This is a genomic window from Flavobacterium piscisymbiosum, assembly GCF_020905295.1.
Lineage (GTDB): Bacteria > Bacteroidota > Bacteroidia > Flavobacteriales > Flavobacteriaceae > Flavobacterium > Flavobacterium piscisymbiosum.
Genome location: NZ_JAJJMM010000001.1, coordinates 6425095 through 6445527, shown reverse-complemented (window position 1 = coordinate 6445527; position 20433 = coordinate 6425095). Strand labels below are relative to the sequence as shown.

At 34.4% G+C, this 20433-nt stretch carries 18 protein-coding genes; 7 read left to right on the top strand and 11 right to left on the bottom strand.

Features of this window, described 5'->3' with window-relative positions:
* Window positions 1-33: 33 nt before the first annotated feature.
* The 3 genes from meaB to LNP81_RS27090 form a co-directional block, all read right to left on the bottom strand.
* A complete protein-coding gene (gene meaB, locus LNP81_RS27100; protein WP_230040775.1) occupies window positions 34-1128 on the bottom strand; it encodes a methylmalonyl Co-A mutase-associated GTPase MeaB in 1095 nt (364 codons plus the stop codon).
* Window positions 1129-1404: 276 nt separating this feature from the next.
* On the bottom strand, window positions 1405-2046 hold the full coding sequence (locus tag LNP81_RS27095; protein WP_230040774.1) for an NAD(P)-dependent oxidoreductase: 642 nt from the start codon (window positions 2044-2046) through the stop codon (window positions 1405-1407).
* A gap of 57 nt (window positions 2047-2103) precedes the next feature.
* A complete protein-coding gene (locus LNP81_RS27090; protein ID WP_230040773.1) occupies window positions 2104-2511 on the bottom strand; it encodes an Rrf2 family transcriptional regulator in 408 nt (135 codons plus the stop codon).
* A 228-nt stretch (window positions 2512-2739) separates the two neighbouring features.
* Between LNP81_RS27090 and LNP81_RS27085 the strand changes: the two genes are divergently transcribed.
* The 3 genes from LNP81_RS27085 (at window position 2740) to LNP81_RS27075 (ending at window position 5480) form a co-directional block, all read left to right on the top strand.
* A complete protein-coding gene (locus LNP81_RS27085; protein ID WP_230040772.1) occupies window positions 2740-3774 on the top strand; it encodes a serine hydrolase domain-containing protein in 1035 nt (344 codons plus the stop codon).
* A 44-nt stretch (window positions 3775-3818) separates the two neighbouring features.
* Window positions 3819-4730, top strand: coding sequence for an AEC family transporter (locus LNP81_RS27080; protein ID WP_230040771.1), 912 nt, complete (start codon window positions 3819-3821; stop codon window positions 4728-4730).
* Window positions 4731-4841: 111 nt separating this feature from the next.
* Complete coding sequence (locus LNP81_RS27075) at window positions 4842-5480, top strand: peroxiredoxin (protein WP_230040770.1); 639 nt, start codon at window positions 4842-4844, stop codon at window positions 5478-5480.
* Between the two features lie 188 nt (window positions 5481-5668).
* Here the strand turns inward: LNP81_RS27075 and LNP81_RS27070 are convergent, their stop codons facing one another.
* From LNP81_RS27070 to LNP81_RS27055, 4 genes are all read right to left on the bottom strand, one after another.
* Window positions 5669-7918 (bottom strand): cation:proton antiporter domain-containing protein, encoded by a 2250-nt coding sequence (locus tag LNP81_RS27070; RefSeq protein ID WP_230040768.1) that lies wholly within the window; start codon window positions 7916-7918, stop codon window positions 5669-5671.
* Window positions 7919-8153: 235 nt separating this feature from the next.
* On the bottom strand, window positions 8154-9500 hold the full coding sequence (purB, locus tag LNP81_RS27065; RefSeq protein ID WP_230040767.1) for an adenylosuccinate lyase: 1347 nt from the start codon (window positions 9498-9500) through the stop codon (window positions 8154-8156).
* A 90-nt stretch (window positions 9501-9590) separates the two neighbouring features.
* Complete coding sequence (locus LNP81_RS27060) at window positions 9591-10283, bottom strand: sterol desaturase family protein (protein WP_230040766.1); 693 nt, start codon at window positions 10281-10283, stop codon at window positions 9591-9593.
* Complete coding sequence (locus tag LNP81_RS27055) at window positions 10280-10981, bottom strand: SIR2 family NAD-dependent protein deacylase (RefSeq protein ID WP_230040765.1); 702 nt, start codon at window positions 10979-10981, stop codon at window positions 10280-10282. The genes LNP81_RS27060 and LNP81_RS27055 overlap by 4 nt, the downstream gene beginning before the upstream one ends.
* A 463-nt stretch (window positions 10982-11444) precedes the next feature.
* On the opposite strand from LNP81_RS27055, the gene cysC reads away from it, so the two are divergent.
* The 4 genes from cysC (at window position 11445) to LNP81_RS27035 (ending at window position 14378) form a co-directional block, all read left to right on the top strand.
* Window positions 11445-11972, top strand: a complete 528-nt coding sequence (gene cysC / locus LNP81_RS27050) for an adenylyl-sulfate kinase (RefSeq protein WP_230040764.1) — start codon at window positions 11445-11447, stop codon at window positions 11970-11972.
* 18 nt (window positions 11973-11990) lie between these two features.
* Window positions 11991-12674, top strand: coding sequence for an aspartyl/asparaginyl beta-hydroxylase domain-containing protein (locus tag LNP81_RS27045; RefSeq protein WP_230040763.1), 684 nt, complete (start codon window positions 11991-11993; stop codon window positions 12672-12674).
* Window positions 12675-12683: 9 nt separating this feature from the next.
* A complete protein-coding gene (locus tag LNP81_RS27040) occupies window positions 12684-13643 on the top strand; it encodes a sulfotransferase family protein (protein ID WP_230040762.1) in 960 nt (319 codons plus the stop codon).
* A gap of 72 nt (window positions 13644-13715) precedes the next feature.
* The gene (locus LNP81_RS27035) at window positions 13716-14378 is read left to right on the top strand and encodes a TrmH family RNA methyltransferase (RefSeq protein WP_121320266.1); all 663 of its coding nucleotides are present in this window, start codon (window positions 13716-13718) and stop codon (window positions 14376-14378) included.
* A 570-nt stretch (window positions 14379-14948) separates the two neighbouring features.
* Here LNP81_RS27035 and LNP81_RS27030 read toward each other — a convergent pair.
* The 4 genes from LNP81_RS27030 to LNP81_RS27015 form a co-directional block, all read right to left on the bottom strand.
* A complete protein-coding gene (locus LNP81_RS27030) occupies window positions 14949-16547 on the bottom strand; it encodes a PepSY-associated TM helix domain-containing protein (RefSeq protein WP_230040760.1) in 1599 nt (532 codons plus the stop codon).
* A 159-nt stretch (window positions 16548-16706) separates the two neighbouring features.
* Window positions 16707-18866, bottom strand: coding sequence for a TonB-dependent receptor (locus tag LNP81_RS27025; RefSeq protein WP_230040758.1), 2160 nt, complete (start codon window positions 18864-18866; stop codon window positions 16707-16709).
* 93 nt (window positions 18867-18959) lie between these two features.
* Window positions 18960-19337 (bottom strand): hypothetical protein, encoded by a 378-nt coding sequence (locus LNP81_RS27020; protein WP_230040756.1) that lies wholly within the window; start codon window positions 19335-19337, stop codon window positions 18960-18962.
* Between the two features lie 36 nt (window positions 19338-19373).
* On the bottom strand, window positions 19374-20333 hold the full coding sequence (locus LNP81_RS27015) for a transporter (RefSeq protein WP_230040961.1): 960 nt from the start codon (window positions 20331-20333) through the stop codon (window positions 19374-19376).
* Between the last annotated feature and the right edge of the window lie 100 nt (window positions 20334-20433).

The window sequence follows — 20433 nt, the reverse complement described above, 5'->3', positions numbered from 1 at the left end:
TAAAGAAGAAATCTTAGCAACTTAGAGCCTTAGTCACTTAGTATCTTTAAAATATAATTTAAGTAAACTCTGAGCAGCTGCAAAAGGTGATATTTCATCATTTTGCACTGCTTTTTTGTTTTGTTCTAGTTGTGAAATGATTTCAGGCTGATTATAGAAGTTCAGTTTGAGTTGTTCATTTATGGTTTCCATCATCCAAAAATGATTTTGTTCTTTACGTTTTTCAGGAAAGAAGCCCGATTCATTTGTTTGTTCAAAATAACTCGAAATCGTATCCCAAATTTCTGAAATACCATCTTTTGTAATGGCGCTGCACGTTGTAACTTTTGGTTGCCAGTTTGATTTTTTTGGAGGAAATAAATGCAAAGCCCTGTTGAATTCCAGTTTCGCCTGATTCGCTTTTTTAATGTTATCACCATCAGCTTTGTTGATGACGATGGCATCGGCCATTTCCATGATACCGCGTTTGATACCCTGAAGTTCATCGCCGGCACCGGAAATCTTTAAAAGTAAAAAGAAATCTACCATACTGTGTACGGCGGTTTCGCTTTGCCCGACACCTACTGTTTCAATAATAATAGTGTCAAAACCTGCGGCTTCGCATAAAATAATCGATTCTCTTGTTTTTCGGGCAACTCCGCCCAAAGTATCTCCCGAAGCACTTGGTCTGATAAAAGCATTTTCATCTTTTACAAGCTCTTCCATACGAGTTTTATCTCCCAAAATACTTCCGTGCGAAAGCGAACTGCTGGGATCAACTGCTAACACAGCTACTTTTTTGCCTAATTGAGTCAAATAACTTCCAAAAGCTTCAATAAAAGTACTTTTTCCAACACCGGGAACTCCAGTAATACCTATTCGGATCGATTTGTTGGCATAAGGTAAACAACCATTAATAACTTCGTTTGCTTTTGCAGCATGTTCAGGATTGGTGCTTTCGACCAAAGTTATAGCGCGGCTAAGTGAGGTAATATTTTTGTTTAAAATTCCATCAATCAATTCAGTAGAAGAGGGTTGTTGTCTTCTGTTTTTTTTAATTTGATGAATAGCAGCAACATTCGTGATTTCAGGAGGTGAAATTCCGGCTTTTTCTTGTAAGCTGCTGGATTGTTTTTTTGAACTTGACAAAGTATGTTTTTTGGTACTGTAAAAGTACAGAAAACAAAAACAGTTTCAAAAAAGGATTTTCTTTGAAACTGTTTTGTGAATAGAACACGAATTTCACTAATTAACACTAATTTTTTATCGCATTTTTGTCATCCTGACGGAGAAAGGATCTCCCCAATCCCGAAGCTTCGGTACACAATCAAAATCTCTAATCTTTATCGAGCTACTCGGGATGATATACCATACTTATAGTGTGGTGTTTACTATATAATTCGTGAAAATTCGTGAAAATTGTGTTTAATAAGCCGCAGTAAAACGAACCTGATGATGTTTTGCATTTTCAGCTTCATCTGCAATAACAACTGCTAAATCTTCTACAGAAAGAATACTTCTTTGTTCTTCGTTAAAAACAGGATTGTCCAGACCTAAACGGTATTTTCCGGTTCTTCCGGTTGTAATTCCCTGATGCATTTCGAAAGCAGGGCTGAAAAATGCCCAATCCAATTCTTTTTCTTCTTTCAAAATATTTAAATAATCTCTTGCTGCAGTTGCTCCAGCGTAATATTCTTTAGGAAAATCAGGAGTGTCTACTGCTTGTAAACCTGGGGCAACAAACAAACTTCCGCCGCCACCAATCGTGATAAAACGTTTCACATCCGATTTTTTTACCGCTTCCTGAATTGCTTTAGATCCGGCAATAAAATCATCGTAAATATTAGGATTCGTCCATCCCGGATTATAAGCGTTGATAACTGCATCGTGTCCTTTTAAGATTTCTGCCAACGCATCAACGTTAAAAATATCTGCACTTTTCCAGGTTGCATCTGATGTGTCTTTTGGGGTTCTTGCAATGGCAGTAATGTCTTGATTTCTGCTTGCTAATTCGTTTAAAATGGCTGAGCCTACAAATCCTGTAGCTCCAATAATTGCGATTTTCATAATATATAAATTTTATTAGTAATAAAAAATGTTACAGTTTAAGGTAAAAAAATACTTTTAGAATTGATTAGAAAAATCTTCCAGAGAGATTCCTTCTAATTGTAAACTCACTTTTTGATTCATATCAGCATATAAAGCACTTAAATTTTGATTGATTTTTTTACCAACCGGACAATCCGGATTGGGCTGATTTTTTGCATAACCTAAACCAATGGATTCAAAAGTCATTTCAAAAATTTCTTTTAATGTGATTTTCGAAGGATCAACAGATAGTTTTGTACCGCCATTTTTTCCTTCTTTACTTTCTACAATATGATTGGCTTTTAGATTCGCAATTTCCTTTCGAACCAAAACAGGGTTCAAATTTATGCTTCCTGCAATATACTCAGATGACAAATAATCATTTGGGAATTTTGTGAGCAAAGTAAGAATGTGAATCGTTATGGCAAATTTACCTGAAATCATACTGTAATAAAATATATTACAAATGTAGTTAGGTTTACGGTAACAAAAAAAGATTTTAACGAAAAATTAATTTTTCTATAAAACAGTGGCAGTGTCTTAAAATAAAATGATTTCTAAACACACTGCTTTTTTATAAATATTAGATTTGTATTTGATTAGTAACACTTTCAATTTATTTAGATGAAATTTAAAATCATATTTATTTTTTTCTATACATTGTCTGCTTGCATGTTTGCACAAAATCATGAGCAATATGCAGATTCAATTAGGGTATCGAACGCTATTCCGGAACTGAGCTATGCTGTAGTTTCTGGCGATAAAATTTTAGAAACAAATGCATTAGGGGTACATTCGGTTGATTTAAAAGACGCTGCGACTTTAAATGATCGATTTCATATTGGTTCAAATACCAAGGCGATGACAGCTTTTGTAATTGCCAAATATGTTGAAAAAGGTAAGCTAAAGTGGAGTACTAAATTCTTTGATCTTTTTCCGGATTTAAAGAAAACCTCAAAAACCGACTATTACAATATAACGCTTGAAGAACTAGTATCTCATCAAGCCAGAATTCAGTCTTTTCAGGGAGAAAATGATCCTGCAGTTCCTGATTTTAAAGGAACGCATCAGGAAAAGAGAAATCAGTTTGGCAAATTTGTATTAACCTTGGATCCGGCCAAAATTGATTCGGAACATAAATATATCTATTCTAATGCAGGTTATACTTTAGCGACTATGATGCTCGAAAAAGTAACCGGAAAAAGTTGGGAGCAATTAATAGATCAGGTATTTAATAAAGATTTAAAACTAGATGTGAAGCTCTCTTGGCCAGAAAATCAAATTGCGAAAGATACCTGGGGACATTTATTCGAAAACAATAAATTAATTCCAGTTCCTTCAAATACAGATTATCATTTAGATTACACAGAACCTGCAGGTGATATTAATATCAAACTTACCGATTATATTAAATTTATTCAGCTTAATATTAGAGGGCTTCAGGGGCACGATAATTATTTAAAAGCAAGTACTTATCATTTTATTTATAAAGGAATTGAAGGATATTCTTTAGGATGGTTTAACAGTTATGAGGATAATAAAGATTTTTCAACACATTCCGGAACCGCTGGAACGTATTATACAATTGCTGCCATTGATAGAAGAAACTTTATAGGTTATATTATTTTTACCAATTCTTTTAATGAATCTACAGTAAACGGAGTGCGATTATTAATGAGAAAATTGAAAAAGGATTATGGTAGTTAAAACATTTTAGATCCTTAAATTCTTATTTTTGATACTTTTGCGCCATGAACAATTTTATCCTTATATTTTTCTTTCTAGCCCTGGGTTTGGTCTTGCAGCATATAAAGCAATTTCCAACCCATATTTATAAGGTTTTAAATAAAATTGTAATTTATATCTGTTTACCGGCAATTACCTTATATCATATTCCTAAAATAAAATGGAGTAATGAATTGTTATTCCCAATAGCCTCAGGCTGGATTAGTTTTCTACTGGCTTTTGTGTTTTTTCATTTTTTAGGAAAAAGAAAAGGCTGGTCTAATAAACTCATTGGCTGTTTGATTCTGACGGCAGGATTAAGCAATTCCTCTTTTCTTGGCTATCCTATTATTGAAGCTTTATTTGGCAAAAAAGGTTTAGAAACTGCTATTCTTGTCGATCAGCCGGGAACTTTTGTAGTGGTTTCAACTTTAGGTGTTTTTGTAGCCGCTTTTTATTCAAAAGGAAGTCCGGATGCTTTTAGTATTTTCAAAAAAATCATCTTTTTTCCGCCCTTTATTACTTTTGTGGTGGCTTGTTTAATGAATGTATTTCAATATGATTTAGATTTAAATCTTCAGACTGTTTTATTAAAAATAGGAAGTTTGGTAACTCCTCTTGCTTTACTTTCGGTAGGATTGCAACTTACTTTTGATCGAAAAAGCCAGCATTGGCGATTTCTTAGACTTGGACTTTTCTTTAGGCTTATTGTGACTCCATCTATCATCTTGGTTCTGTATGTTTTTGTTTTCAACCAACATTCTGAAGCCATAAAAATAACCATTATGGAAATGGCGATGGCACCCATGATTACAGGTGCAATTTTAGCTTCGACCTATGGTTTAAAACCAAAATTAAGCAGTATGATGATTGGTTTCGGAATTCCAATTTCCTTTGTAACCCTTGCTATTTGGTACTTTGTGGTAAGTTTTATTTAGTTATAAATATTAACTAGATAGGAAAAATAGAATTTTAACTTTTTTTTAAAAAATTCGTGTTTTCCTTATGCCTTTTTTGACTAATTTTAGATGAACTAAAAAAATATAATTATGTCAACATTAAGATTAGGAGATATTGCTCCAGATTTTCATGCAGAAACAACCGAAGGCCCAATTAATTTTCATGAATGGTTAGGCGATTCATGGGGTGTTTTATTTTCGCATCCTGCAGATTTTACCCCTGTGTGTACAACTGAATTAGGGACAGTTGCCAATTATGTTCCTGAATTTAAAAAGAGAAATACAAAAGTTATAGCGCTGAGCGTTGATGGTTTAGAGTCTCACAAATTGTGGATTAAAGACATTAACGAAACCCAAAATACAACCGTTAATTTTCCGATCATTGCCGACGAGGATAAAAAGATAGCAACTCTATATGATATGCTGCACCCAAATGCAAGCGAGAAATTTACAGTACGTTCTGTTTTTGTTATTGGTCCGGATAAAAAGATAAAGTTAACCTTGACTTATCCAGCTTCAACAGGAAGAAATTTTGATGAATTATTGCGTGTTATCGATAGTTTGCAACTTACAGCAGATTATAGCGTAGCCACTCCGGCAAACTGGAAAGACGGACAAGATGTTGTAATTACGCCTGCTGTTCCGGATAGTGATATTCCGGCAAAATTCCCAAAAGGGCATACAGCTATCAAACCTTATTTGCGCCTAACACCGCAACCGAATAAATAAGTCTCTAAGATGCTAAGTTACTAAGATACTAAGTTTTAAGCTTTGTCAAATTTTAGGAACTTAGCATCTTATTTAATAGATATTAATAAATAAGGTTTTAAGTTGCTAAGAGACTAAGGGGCTAAGATTCTAAGATTGTTGAGAAAAAACTCAGCACCTTAGCATCTTAGCCCCTTAGAACCTTTAGTTTATAACTCTACGTGAATGCTTTTCTTCATCAGTTCGTTCATTCGTTTTTTATCTCCAACAACCCAGATAATATCATTTCTTTCTAAAGTCAAATGCGATTCCGGATTTAAAATTCGATTACCATTTCTTTCAATTCCCACAACAAGTCCGCCGGTTTTTTCTCTAAACTGACCAATTCTTTTTTGTATAAAATCGTCATTCGAAATCTCTAACTGGCGCAGCACAATATCAGATTCCTGTGAGTTGTTAGCGGCTTCAACCTCATTCTGTAAATATTTGGTGAATTCTGAAATTTGTTCATCAGTACCAATAACACAAATCTCGTCGCCCGGAAACAAACGTTCATTTTTAGTTGGAATAGGAATCGTGATTTCACCACGACGAATAAAAGCAATATTGATTCCCATGTTTTCACGAATGCGGAGTTCTTCCAGAGTTTTACCCGCAAGATTAGATTCTTTACCAATATCAAAAATAGACATGTGACCATCCCAGGGCATTAAATTGGCATATCTTCGGTCTATTTTTTTGTTTTCGCGATCGTTTAAATTCTTTAAAAAATGAGTTTCAATTTTATGATACTGCTCGTTTAATTTCTTAGGAAACAGTTGATACGCTCCAATGGCAATGATCAGGGCAACAAAAGCAACCAAAGGCGAGAAGAAAATATTCAATAAAAATCCAACAAAAAATAATCCAAGGCTCATTCGAATTAAAATCAGCATCAAAAGTGCGCCGCGATATTTTCGTTCTTCCCATAATTCTTCCACTTCGGCAACTTTTACACGTCGCAACGAAAGTGCCCATAAAAACGGAGCAATTATCACCAATGTAATCAATGCGGCCAAAGTATTTCCAAAACGGGTATCAGCTACTAAAGGCGCTACAAATTTAGCCGACAATAATATAATAGCCGTAATAATTATAGTGTGTAAAATGATTTGCGTGATCGAGGCACGAAGCACAATTTGCCACGTACTAACAGATTTTATCGCTTGTGCATTGACACTATATCTGTTGATATTTTTAATCCATTTTTTAGGAAGTTTCTGTTCCAGATATCCTGAAAAAGGATCAGAATATTTAATTAAAAACGGAGTTGTAAAAGTGGTAATAGCAGAAACGGCCACAATTATAGGATATAAAAAATCACTCGTTACCTTAAGTGTCATACCAAGAGTCGCGATAATAAAAGAAAATTCCCCAATTTGCGCCAAACTCATACCCGTTTGCACCGATTGTTTAAGCGGCTGACCTGATAACAAAGCCCCAATAGAAGAACTAAATGCTTTACCAAAAATAGTCAGCAGCGTGATAAGCGCAACCGGCAGCATATAAGTAACCAATGTTTCCGGATTGATTAACATCCCGACAGATACAAAGAAAACCGCTCCAAATAAATCTTTTACAGGCTGAATCAAATGCTCGATTTTTTCTGCCTGAGTAGTTTCTGCAATAATAGAACCCATGATAAAAGCCCCAAGAGCAGGCGAGAAGCCCACATTTGCAGCAAACATCACCATCATTAAACAAAGTGCCAGTGAAATAATCAGCAGCATTTCGTCCGTCAACAAATGTTTTGCTTTTTTTAGGATTGTTGGGATAATAAAAATTCCGCCCAAAAACCATATGATCAAAAAGAAAATTAATTTTAAAACCGATTGTAATAATTCGCCTCCCGAAACCTGATCGCTAACCGCAATTGTCGATAATAAAACCAACATCAAAATAGCAACAATATCCTCGACAATTAAAGCACCAAATACAATCCCGGCAAACTTTTTTCCTTTAACACCCAATTCATCAAATGCCCGAATAATAATGGTTGTTGACGAAATCGAAAGTGTGGCACCAAGAAAAATACTATCCATCTTGCCCCAGCCCATCCATTGCCCAACGCAATAACCAATGAGCGTCATAAATAAAATCTGAGTGATGGCGGTTATCGAAGAAGTTCCTCCAACTTTCATCAGCTTCTTAAAACTAAATTCGAGTCCCAGACTAAACAGTAAAAAGATCACCCCAATTTCAGCCCAAACCTCTACACTTTTCATGTCAGTTATAGAAGGGAAAAAATCAAAGTGGTTTCCCGCTAAAAATCCGGCAATTAAATATCCTAAAACCAGAGGCTGTTTCATTTTTTTAAATATCAAAACGGCAATTCCGGCGGTCATCAGGATTAATCCCAAGTCGCTAATAAGGGGTTGTAAGTGGTGTGTAGTTTCTGCAGCGGCGCTTAAGGCAATCATAAAGTGGTATTTTATATTAAGGAGCTAATCCAGCTTTTCATTGCAAGCTTTTACTCAAAATGCCTATTTTTTAAGCAGTTCCAGGAGCTTCCGTTGGTCGCTCTGTACCTGCAAAAAAATATGGCTTTTTTCGCAAAAGGCTTTTCATTGCAATCTGGGCTATTTCCCGGTTTAAATAAAAAAAAAGCTATCTCGATAAAGATAGCTTTTTTTGAGAAAATATTTTAAGTTTTCTTTAAATTCCTACGTAATTACTAGGGGTTATTGCCATTAATTCGGCTCTGACAGCGTCAGAAACTTCAAGGGTTGCAATAAAATTATGAATTGCTTTTTTATCAATAGCTTCATTTGTTCTTGTCAAACCTTTCAACGCTTCATAAGGGTTTGGATAAGCCTCACGACGTAAAATTGTCTGAATAGCCTCAGCAACAACAGCCCAGTTTTTCTCTAAATCTTCAGCAAATTTACCTTCATTCAAAAGTAATTTGTTTAAACCTTTTAGAGAAGCTTCAAAAGCAATAATAGTATGACCAATTGGCACACCAATATTACGTAAAACAGTACTGTCAGTCAAATCACGTTGTAATCTTGATACCGGCAGTTTAGCTGCCAAATGTTCAAAAATAGCATTTGCAATTCCTAAGTTTCCTTCTGAGTTTTCAAAATCAATAGGATTAACTTTATGTGGCATTGCCGAAGATCCAATTTCTCCCGCTTTGATTTTTTGTTTAAAATAATCCATCGAAACATACGTCCAGATATCACGATCCAAATCGATCACGATTGTATTGATTCTTTTTAGAGCATCAAAAAATGCAGCAAAATGATCGTAATGTTCTATTTGAGTAGTTGGAAAAGAATGGTGTAAACCAAGATCTGTTTCAACAAATTTATTACCAAATTTTTTCCAGTCGATTTGTGGATAAGCAACATGATGTGCATTGTAGTTTCCAGTTGCTCCACCAAATTTAGCAGCAAACGGAATATTAAATAACAAACGCATTTGTTCTTCAAGACGTTCTACAAATACCAAAATCTCTTTACCCAAACGAGTCGGAGAAGCCGGTTGTCCGTGCGTGCGTGCCAACATCGGAATATCCTTCCATTCTACGCTTAATTCTTTCAATTTAGAAATTAAAGAAATTAATGATGGCATATAAACTTGCTCAAACGCATCTTTTGTAGAAAGCGGAATAGCAGTATTATTAATATCCTGAGAAGTTAGACCAAAGTGAATGAACTCTTTGTATTGAGATAAGCCTAATTTTTCAAAAGCATCTTTGATAAAGTATTCTACCGCTTTTACGTCGTGGTTGGTTACTTTTTCAGTTTCTTTTATCCAAAGAGCATCTTCTGTAGAGAAATTTTTGTAGATATCGCGTAAGCTGTCAAATAAATTTGGGTTTACACCTGCAAGTTGTGGCAAAGGAACTTCGCACAAGGCAATAAAGTATTCAATTTCAACTAATACACGGTATTTTATTAGAGCTTCTTCAGAGAAAAATGGAGCTAATGAAAGGGTTTTACTTCTATATCGTCCGTCAATTGGTGATATAGCATTCAATTCGTTTAAAGTAGTCATTGTTATGTTGTTTTTCGAAAGGCACAAATATAAGCTATTGTTAAAACTTCTGAAAATTACCGAAGAGTTATTATGAGAGAAACTAATAAATTAAATTATCGTTTTGAAAATTTTGTCCCAAATATTAAAATAGAAACCAAAATTATGAGATTCATTTTTATGATGATCTCCATGAAATTTTGTTGTAGATATCCAGTTTGTAGCATAATTTTTATACCAGAAATCTGGAAAAATATCTGTTTTTAAGTGACCAAATATTCCATACAAAAGATTTAAAACCAAGTAAATTATAATGCTTATAAAATTAAATTCAAATATTGAGATTGAAAATAGCCAGATAATCCCAAATCCAAAAGTTTCTATAGGATTAAGTACAAATAAGCTGTAAACACTAGTCTCAACATGAGTATGATGCAGTTGATGGATAGGATAAAACCATTTTAATTTATGCACCATATAATGAAAACAAAACATCAGGAAATCCATTATGAAAATCAATAGCAAAGTATCTGAAACTATGGAAAGAAGCGATGGCGTAAAATCTACTTTCATAATCCCAAAGTGATACAATTCATACCCTAAAAGAGTGATGAGTGTATTACAAATAAGAGTCGAAAAAATCCATTTTCGATCCTTTTTATCAAGTGTTGTATTCTCGTATTCGATTATTTTTCCCAGCATTATCGAAAGAAACAAAAGAATTGCATTTTCTGCTAGGAAGAAAATAAAAAGTATCAATAAATTGAATTGCGATAATTGCTGTAACCAGCTTTCGAATATCATGATATTTTTTCTATTTCAAATAATCTTTCTCTTAATTCCGCAACACCTTCAGAGGCAACTTTGGCAATAACTTCTACTTTATTCTGGATATTCGGGATTGCAATTGGTTTAGGATCAATATAAAAAACTGGCGTAATACTATACGTATACGAAATCAATCCAGCTGCAGGATAAACTTGTAACGAAGTGCCAATAACGGCAAAATAATCTGCGGTTTCTGTAATTTCGATAGCTTCTTCCAGAGCCGGAACATCTTCGCCAAACCAAACAATATGAGGTCTCAGCTGATGTCCGTTTTCATCAAGATCGCCCGTATATAAATCGTCTGGCCAATCCAGAATTAAATCTCGATTTCGCGTGCTTCGTACTTTTAATAATTCTCCATGCAAATGCAAAACTTTTGTACTTCCGGCACGTTCGTGCAAATCATCTACATTCTGGGTAATAATATGTACATCGAAATCCTGCTCTAATTCGGCTAAAATTTTATGACCTAAATTGGGCTCAACTTCTTTAAGCTGCTGACGTCTTTTATTGTAAAAATCCAAAACCAATTCCTGATTTTTTCTCCAGCCTTCTGGTGTTGCTACTTCCATCACATCATGTCCTTCCCATAAACCATCGCTGTCGCGAAAAGTTTTAATACCGCTTTCGGCACTTATACCGGCTCCGGTCAAAATAACCAATTTCTTTTTCATCTTATTCAATTGAAGGATAAAAATAGTGATTTATGGGAATAAAAAAATTAAAGTCAATATTTTGTGCCGTTAGACACTAAATGTGGGTAGAAAAAGAATTAAAATAAATTTAGCGTACCCTAGGCCAATTTCATTAAGTTAAGCTTTTAGAAAATAAAATTACTGCAAATAAAATCCGTTTTTTATCTGCGTTTTTACGAAGTAAATCTGTTTTATCCGCGTCAAAATTAGACGCTGATTTTACTGATTCGCTAAAGCGAAAACGCTGATAGAAACGGATTTTCCTAATTACTTTCCTAATTAAACTGTTAAGTGATTTTGTAGATTTCCCCTTAACTTAATGACATTGCCCTTAGGCACATTTTAACTTTGATTTTTCACAGAAAAAAGCGTAATTATACTTATTGTAAGGGTCTTACAAAATGTTTATTTTTATTATGACGTAAAGTAAAATAAACTTTCAATGATTTTAATACAGTTTACAGGATTATCAGGTTCAGGCAAAACAACATTAGCGCAAAATGTTCGTCATTTGTTAGCAGATAAAAGTTATAAAGTCGAAATCGTTGATGGTGATGTGTATCGTAAAACCATTTGCAGTGATTTAGGATTTTCAAGAGAAGACAGATGCGAAAATATCAAGCGTTTGTTTCAGGTAGGACAAAACTTTGTGAAAGAAAATACAATCGTTTTAATGTCAGTCATTAATCCTTATGAAAATCTGCGTAACGAGTTAAGAACCTATGAGTTTGTCAGAACCGTATATTTAGATTGTTCGATAAATAATCTCATTAAAAGAGATCCAAAAGGATTGTATCAAAAAGCTTTACTGCCGGATCACGATCGTAATAAAATCAACAATTTTACCGGAATAAGCGATGTTTTCGAAATTCCGTCGAATGCAGATTTAGTTTTAAAAACAGATCTTGAAACGGAGATTTTTTCTACTAATAAACTATATGATTTCATCATTAAAAATTTATCTGAATAATTTAATTCTTTACAGTATATGAATCCTTCTTCAAGTAAACTTCCGGTTTCTTTTTCAATAGATAAATTGCAAGAAGATCTTGTGATCTGCGAAAATGATTTATGGACACCACATTTTAATACCAATCGATACGAAGGAAACTGGACAAGCGTTTCTCTAAGGTCGCAATCGGGTTTAGTAAATGATATTACATCTTTTGCAAACAAAGAATATCTAAATACCAGTTTACTGGATCGCTGTCATTATTTTAAAGCGATTATGGATTGGTTTCAATGCGAAAAAGAAGCTGTCAGATTACTTCGATTGGATCCTCAAAGCGAAATTAAAGAGCATGTGGATAATGATACCTCTTATGAAGATGGTTTTTTTAGAATCCATATTCCTATTGTAACAAACGATGATGTATTTTTTTATGTAGATAAAAAACGTGTTCCTATGAAAATGGGAGAATGTTGGTATGCCAATTTTCAGCTTCCGCATAGCGTAGAAAACAATGGTACCGAACCACGCATTCATTTTACACTCGATTGTATTAGAAACGATTGGTCTGACGAATTGTTTACTAAAATGGGTTTTGATGTAAACGAATCACCAAAGGAGAATCAATATTCAGATGAAGTAAAACAGCAGATTATTGCTGAGCTTTCCCGAAATCCGTCAGAAACCGGAGCTAAAATCATTGCAGATCTACAATCAAAATAAAATCATAAAATGGAAAATCTAAATCATCCACTTTTCAACTGGATTCCTTATAAATTAATAGAAAAAGACAATGAGATTTATTTTGAATGGATTTATTTGGCAGATCTAAAATATGCCGATCCGTTTTTTGATGAAAGTATAGCAAAATGCAAAAGCCATGCTTATAATTCGAAGCAATTTAAAGTAGTAAGTACGGTAGAAAATCTTATCGAATGGTCTAATGAACTGATTTCAGTTGAATTAAAATCTTTGGTTTTTCACGTGTCCAGATGCGGTTCTACCATGTTGAGCCAATCTTTAGCAACTTCTTCAGAAAATATAATGATTTCTGAAGCGCCAATTATCGATCAAATTTTGAGAAGTGACCTTTTTAGCTTGGAGAAAAAAACGTCGCTATTAAAATCAGTAATAAAATTATTGGGTCAAAAAAGATTTCCAGAACAGCAGCATTTAATTATAAAACTTGATGCGTGGCATATTTTTAAGGCTTCGTATTTAAGATCCATTTTTCCTGATATACCTTTTGCTTTACTTTACAGAAACCCAACAGAAGTTTTAAAATCACATCAGAAAATGATGGGAATGCATATGGTTCCTAATCTATTGCCTTCTGAAATTTTTGGGATTTCGGTAAAAGAAGTTCATGACTTAAGTTTTCAGCAATATGGCGGATTAGTTCTCGAGAAATATTTTCAGGGATTTCTTGATTTTTACAAAGCAGATCAAAACGTTGTAATGCTCAATTATAATGACGGAATGAAAGCTGTTATTGAAAAATTCATAGGCTTTATAAAGATGGATTATTCTAATGATGAATTAGAAAAAATATACGATCGTTTAAAAAGACATTCTAAAAATGAAAATGCTGTTTTTGCAGGAGATGAGTTTAAAGAAGAAACTTTGCAAATCGATTTTTCGAAACTCAACATTTTGCATGAAAAACTGAATAATAGTTTAGTTGCCTATTAAGACAGTTGAAAATTGAGGTGAAATTTCTTTCTGTTTTAATAATGGTGTATTTTTGCGGCAAACACGAATAAAATGATTGATTTAGATTACCTCGCTTTCCTTGAAAATATACTGACCGATAACCGCAAAGAAAAATTCTTAAAAGTACTCGGAAATCGTACAAAGCATTTCACAGTTGTTGTAGAAGATGTTTTTCAGATGCACAATACAAGCGCTGTTATGCGTAGTTGTGAAGTTTTCGGGATTCAGGAACTGAATGTTATCGAACAGCGTTACGGAAAAAAAATCGATAAAGAAATTGCAATGGGCGCCCAAAAATGGGTAGACATTAATCAGTTCGATTCGGTTACCAATTGTATTTCGACTTTAAAAGATCAGGGATATCAAATTATTGCCACAACGCCTCATGAAAATGATTGTTTGTTGGAGGATTTCGATATTACAAAACCAAGTGCTTTATTTTTTGGAACAGAAAGAGACGGATTGTCAGAAGAAATTCTCGAAAAAGCAGATGGTTTTCTTAAAATCCCAATGGTGGGTTTTACAGAAAGCCTGAATATTTCTGTTTCTGCCGCGATCATCATTCAGAACTTAACGAATAGATTGCAAAAATCAGATATCAACTGGCATTTATCCGAAGAAGAAATTTTGGAGAAACGCTTGGCCTGGGCCAAAAATTCGATCAAAGATATTAAACGAATTGAGGCGCGTTATTTTGAAGAGAATCCTAGATAAGTTGCTAAGAAGCTAAGTTACTAAGTTGAAAAGAATATAGTTTGTGTTTGACAGGTGAGTAATAATTATAGATTTAATCTCGCGAAGTCACAAAGTTTTATTTTAAAAAGTAAGATTAAATAGCGTCCAGTTAAAGCTCAATGTCATTAAGTTAAGCTTTTAGAAAATAAAATTATTACAAATCAAATCCGTTTCTATCCGCGTTTTTACGAAGTAAATCTGTTTTATCCGCGTCAAAATTAGACGCTGATTTCACTGATTCGCTAAAGCGAAAACGCTGATAAAAACGGATTTTTATAATTACTTTCTTGATTAAACGGTTAAGTAATTTTGTAGATTTTTTCTTAACTTAATGACATTGAACTTTTGGGTGCAGTCTACTTTATGGGTTTGGCTAAAGCCTTTTTTCTATTTAAATCGTATTCTCCTAGCTGAAGCTAGGGGCTAAGCAAAACAACTTTGTAGCTTCGCTCCTGATAGCTATCAGGATTGCGAGAAATTTTGAGAAAAATTCAACAGAAGTTGTCAAACTTAGAACCTTAGCAACTTAGCGCCTTAGTATCTTTGAAACTATTTCTTCAAAAACAAAATAAATCCCAAAATACTTACAATCAAAATAGTTAGTGCGGCTACAACCATTGTTAGATCCCGAATGTTTTTTCCTGCCCAATCCATAAATAAAAATTTGTGGAGAATAGCAAACGAGTAACCTTCGACCATATCGCTATTTTTAACTACTGCAGCTAACCTTGAAGTCGAAGTTTCGATAAAATAAGTCGTTTTTTCGGGTGTGTCATAAGCCAGTTTTATGACCGGCAATCTTTTGTTGACAAAACCATATTCGCGACTGCTAAAATCGATTAGGAGTTTAGAATCTAATAATTTTACGTTTTCTAAAGAAACATGAGGTTCATCTGAACTTTGATCCATTTCGCAACAAGCAAGTTTAGGAGCGCCATCTGTAAAATAATAAGCCAGAAATTCAGCATATCGAAAGTCCAGATTTGGCACAACTTTATTGGTCGCAGCATTAATGTAAATTACCTCAGATTTTGGATCGTCTTTTTTATTCCATTTTGAATTAGAATCTGATTTCGATCTTTTGAATTTTTGTTTTTCAAGCAATTCACAACGGAAATATGTTGTGTCATTTAAAGTAATAATACTCGCGTTTTGAAAACGGCTCCAGTCTAGATCCAGCTTATTATTGGCCACCGGAATTTCTTTGGTTACAAAAGTTGGTTCGTAAACCATTTGCGATAAAGTGTACGGATTCCATTTTGTTGTGGCGTGATAGGCTCCGCTAAAAGCAAATGTTAAAGTAAAAAGAGAAATCCAAATTCCTATTTGGCGATGGTATTTTCTAAGACCTTTTTTAGGCGCTAAACTATCTGTTTTTTTAAATTGTTTCCATAGTAAGCCATAAATTAAAATTCCGCTCAAGGCAGAAAAGCCAATGATGGACAATAAGAAAATCATCGTAATGATTCGGATGCTGTTGTTTGTAATCGCATCTATAAACGACCAGTTATGAAAAGTATCAAAAAACCAGATAAACGCTTGTCTTGACGTTGGGTTATAAGTTGCCAATTTAGACGAAGATGTTTCTACATAAACCTGCATAGCATCCGGACGATCGAAACTCAACTTGTACACCGGTAAATAACGATTGACATATTTGTATTGCGAAGTAAATTCGGTTACAACTTCACTATTTTTTACGGCACTTTTTTGATCGTCCAGAAAATAACGCGAAAGCCATTCGGCATATTTTTGATCTCCGTTTTCCAGTTTTTCAGCGGTCGAAGCATCAAAATACCACAATTCACCAATTATAGTTTTCAGCTGATAATAGGTTTTATTGTTGAACGAAACAACTCTGAAATTTTTGAATTGCGTTAGTTCATTTTTCTCTAGAACTTCCTGAATCGAAAAGTGCAATTGCGTCTTATCAATTACTTGCGCTTCGAGTTTGTCATGTGCGATTTCAGGTTTAAAAAAATGTGCCATAAACGGATGCATCAATCCTGAAAGCGTCCAGAATATCACCGGAATAATGGTTACTAACCCAATCGCACGATGCCATTTGTACATGTGCTGTTTGATTTTCTTGACAAACTTTGAATCCTTTTTTCTAGACTTTTTATCCTTATTTATTTCTTTGCTCATATTTTGAGTTTTTATGATTTGCCATAGTTTAAAAGGATTTAAAAAATTAAGGAATTTTAAAATTTGAACCATTAAGATATTAAGATTCATTAAGCCTAACTTTCTTAATCTCTTAATGGTAAAAAAAACTTTTTTAATCTTTAAGCTGTGGCAAAAAACTTATTTTTTTAATGAAAAATTGTACTGTATACCAAACACAAAAGTTCTTGGTGCGGCTGCGGTATAAGTGGGTTGAGCGTTTGCGGTATTGGCTCGGGAAACATTATAAGCGTACAATTTATCCGTTAGATTAAGCACGTTTCCGTACACTTCAATTTTTTTCCATTGATAACCAACTCTGGCGTTGAATATATTATAACCGCTATATTTTACGGTATTTATCTGATCCTGATAATAACTTCCAACAAGTTGCCATTCTACCGAAGTTCTCAGATTCGGGAGCCAGTTGGGGTAATAACTTACCTCAGAATTTCCGGACCATTTGGGTGCTGCCGGCATTTCTTTTCCGTTTAAATCCTGAACAGGATCGCTTGGTTTGTCCGAAAGTTTAAAATCGATATAAGTATGTTGTGCATAAGTTCCGCCAAGACGAATGTTGAATTGTTTTGAAGGTCGGTAAGAAGCGCCAAACTCAATTCCTTTATGATGCGTTTCTCCAGCCGAACGATAATCTGTTGAATTATCAGCGAGTTTAATGTTTAGCAACTCATTTTTACCTTCCATATAATACAAAGCATAATCAAAATTTAATTTATTTTGAAAGAAAGAAAGCCATCCGCCAATTTCGTAATTATCGAAAGTGGCAGGTTCCAGATTATAATAAAAATCAGCAGGAACGCCAGTTGTTCCGCCGGTTCCAGGTTTGGTTCTAAAAATAGAGGTGATTCCCGGAGGCGCAAAACCTTGAGAATAATTGCCGTAAAATCCGGCAAACTCAACTGGATTGTAATTGGCACCAGCTTTAAAAGTTACTTTATCATAAAGCTTACTTCCGGTAGAATTGTCAAGAGCATTATTGTAATTCACTTTCATATTGTCATAACGCCCGCCAACCGTAATAATCAGTTTTTCGATGGGATTAAAACTTACTTGTGCATAACCTGCAGCATTATAAATGTCTGCATTATAATCTGCCAGTTTTGAGTCCGGATGTTGTGCAATGATTTCATAAGAATCTACGGTTTGTTTACCAACTTCTCCGGGATTTAGATTGGCTTTTAGATCAATAACATACGACCAATAGGTTACTGGAGAATAATCATATAAAGCTCCGGCAACCAATTTTGTATTCAAAAAATCGAACTTTTGAGTATGTTGTGCAATGGCGCCGTAACTTTTAAAGTTATTAGAATTTACTTCTCCTTTTGCCGTTGTAGGATTCACAGTTGGGCTCCATCTGATTCCGTACGAAGGATTTTGACCTAATTTATTGTCTCTTAAATATCCTGTAATATAACTGCTCGAATTACTGTTCCAATCATGTTCCAGTGTTAATCTTGTTCGTAAAGCGTCAGATTTTCTATAGGTAAAATTAGAAGTACTTTGATACGTTCTATTGTTGAAAGAATCTTCATTAACCGTTCCGCTCATGTCCGAATAATATTTTCCATACATCGTATTACTGATCAAGCGGGTCGAAGAGGAGATGTTATAATCAATTCTCGCATTCAGATTGTCTTTATTATAATCAGAATAGGTCATCCAGCCATTTTCCTGCAAACTCGAAATTCCGGCAATATGAAAACCAATTTTCCCGATCGTTGCTCCTCCGGCAGCCTGAAATCTTCTGTAACCATAATTATCAGCCTGAACACCAAATTTAAATTCCGGATCAACCGGCGGTTTTAGCGAAATTAAATTGATAGTTCCACCAACCGCTTCAGGTCCGTATAGCGAAGAAACAGGGCCTTTTACAACTTCGATACTTTGCAAATTAAACTGGTTAATTTCAAGTAAAGCATTGTGATTAAAAATTCCCATGGGGCGAATTGGCAAACCATCTTCCAGATATAAATAATAAGCATTGGTAGTCATAGGCTGACGAATCGACATCATGTGCTGTTCATTTCCTAAATTTACCATCAATACTCCGGGTGTTTTATTGATGATTTCGTAAACCGCCGTAGCTTTGGTTTCATTAATAGTTTTGGCAGTTATTTTGCTTATAGCAACTGGAGTTTCTTTTCGTAAAGTGGCTGTACGATTGGCTGTTATAAAAACATTTTCCAGTTCCTGAGATTTTGTTGTGTCTTTTTCTGTTTGATTTTGAGCTGCGACACATTGTCCTATAAGTAATAGGATGAGGTATATTTTCTTCATTTTAAATGATATAAATTTTAAAAAGTAACCGATATTCTCTTGGTAGAATACGAGTAAAAGCCCTTCAAAAGAATTGAAAAGCGGAACTTAAATCTATATCAAATAAGAGGGAGGACGAAAAGTAGCATTCGAAACCGAAATTGGTTTTTTATCGGAATAAGCAAAAATGGCTTTTCGCGATGTTATTGGTGCGACTAATTTGAAATTACTCAACGAAATATTCTGAATATAAATTACTTCTACTTTTTCTTTCAGATTATCATGCATTTTCTTTTCGTTGTCAGCGTATTTCTTAAGGCTTTTTTGAAGCTCACAACGACCATTACAAGAATTAAAAATCATTTTGCGCTGTACACAAATGGTTTTCGAAATTTCTTCCTGGTTTAATTTGAATGTGGTATAAACGCAGAAACTGCCAAACGATGGCATCAAAAGCATAAAGGAAAGAAATATGATAATGATTTTTCTCAAAGCTTGTTTTCGTTGTTTTTATTCTGGTTTAAAAAATTAAAGGGTATAATTCAAATTTACACTCCATCTGTAATTCGCCTCCATATTACCGCTTGATAAGTTTTGGCTAATAGGCAGCATAACGTTTAACCCAACCGAAAATTTATCTTTTCCGGCTTCAATGCCAAATTTGCTAAACAAAATATCACCCGCCGTATTGGGTAAATCCAAATTATGCTGTTTGTTAGTCTGGTAAACTTCACCAGCCAAACCAGCCTGTGGAACAATTTGAACCGATTTTAAATCGAACAAATAAAAGAACGTTCCTGCATAATTAAACTGATCGCCGTATTGATAGTTTTTACTGTTTTCAGTTTTAAAAATGTAATTCAGCGTTGTGTTTAATCCCAAATTTTTATGTTTCACCACATATTCAGAAACTATAGGAAAATCCCAGCTTCCGGTTCCTAACTGAAAACTCTGATTAACGCTTCCTAAATTATTGGCTTCAGTAAATTTTCCTGTCGGAAGTTTTACACCACCACCCAAATTTACCTTGTGCGTAAAAAACGTACTGTCTTTTTTCGTTTCAAAAACCGTGTACAAAGCCATCACGGTAATATCTCCCAAACCTTCAATATTTTCAGTTCCGGCCGTCAAAGCTCTTTCGTTAAAATGATACGGAACCAATGCCGAAATCTGAATTTTCTCTGTTACCGGAATTCTTGCCCAAGCCTGAATCGTATTAAAATTTTCATCTATCCACGGCGAATTGGCGAAGATTCCGTCGCGGCTCGTGTAACTTTGTTTCATATATCTTAAACCCACAAAATTATTGTTCAGCATAGAACCAAAACCCATGCTTCCGCCACTTGCAGAACATCCGCAGGCATCACAATCAAAATCTTCCATCATCGCCAAACGCTGAAACGTAAAGCCCGAAATACTATCTTTTACGGTAAAACTAAAGGCCGAAAATCCAGCCAAAAGCGTCAACATTACTATTATTTTTCTCATTTTCATTCTTATTATTTTTAGAAGCTGATCCCGCTTTTCGTTTCAAGCTTTTCTCAAAATCCCATGTTTCTATGTTTTTATAAAGCTTCCGCTGGTCGCT

Excerpts from the sequence above, each read along its gene's own strand:
- LNP81_RS27095 (WP_230040774.1), bottom strand. The coding sequence starts at position 2,046 with ATGAAAATCGCAATTATTGGAGCTACAGGATTTGTAGGCTCAGCCATT.
- LNP81_RS27090 (WP_230040773.1), bottom strand. The coding sequence starts at position 2,511 with ATGATTTCAGGTAAATTTGCCATAACGATTCACATTCTTACTTTGCTC.
- LNP81_RS27085 (WP_230040772.1), top strand. The coding sequence starts at position 2,740 with ATGTTTGCACAAAATCATGAGCAATATGCAGATTCAATTAGGGTATCG.
- LNP81_RS27080 (WP_230040771.1), top strand. The coding sequence starts at position 3,819 with ATGAACAATTTTATCCTTATATTTTTCTTTCTAGCCCTGGGTTTGGTC.
- LNP81_RS27075 (WP_230040770.1), top strand. The coding sequence starts at position 4,842 with ATGTCAACATTAAGATTAGGAGATATTGCTCCAGATTTTCATGCAGAA.
- LNP81_RS27070 (WP_230040768.1), bottom strand. The coding sequence starts at position 7,918 with ATGATTGCCTTAAGCGCCGCTGCAGAAACTACACACCACTTACAACCC.
- purB (WP_230040767.1), bottom strand. The coding sequence starts at position 9,500 with ATGACTACTTTAAACGAATTGAATGCTATATCACCAATTGACGGACGA.
- LNP81_RS27060 (WP_230040766.1), bottom strand. The coding sequence starts at position 10,283 with ATGATATTCGAAAGCTGGTTACAGCAATTATCGCAATTCAATTTATTG.
- LNP81_RS27055 (WP_230040765.1), bottom strand. The coding sequence starts at position 10,981 with ATGAAAAAGAAATTGGTTATTTTGACCGGAGCCGGTATAAGTGCCGAA.
- cysC (WP_230040764.1), top strand. The coding sequence starts at position 11,445 with ATGATTTTAATACAGTTTACAGGATTATCAGGTTCAGGCAAAACAACA.
- LNP81_RS27045 (WP_230040763.1), top strand. The coding sequence starts at position 11,991 with ATGAATCCTTCTTCAAGTAAACTTCCGGTTTCTTTTTCAATAGATAAA.
- LNP81_RS27040 (WP_230040762.1), top strand. The coding sequence starts at position 12,684 with ATGGAAAATCTAAATCATCCACTTTTCAACTGGATTCCTTATAAATTA.
- LNP81_RS27035 (WP_121320266.1), top strand. The coding sequence starts at position 13,716 with ATGATTGATTTAGATTACCTCGCTTTCCTTGAAAATATACTGACCGAT.
- LNP81_RS27030 (WP_230040760.1), bottom strand. The coding sequence starts at position 16,547 with ATGAGCAAAGAAATAAATAAGGATAAAAAGTCTAGAAAAAAGGATTCA.
- LNP81_RS27025 (WP_230040758.1), bottom strand. The coding sequence starts at position 18,866 with ATGAAGAAAATATACCTCATCCTATTACTTATAGGACAATGTGTCGCA.
- LNP81_RS27015 (WP_230040961.1), bottom strand. The coding sequence starts at position 20,333 with ATGAGAAAAATAATAGTAATGTTGACGCTTTTGGCTGGATTTTCGGCC.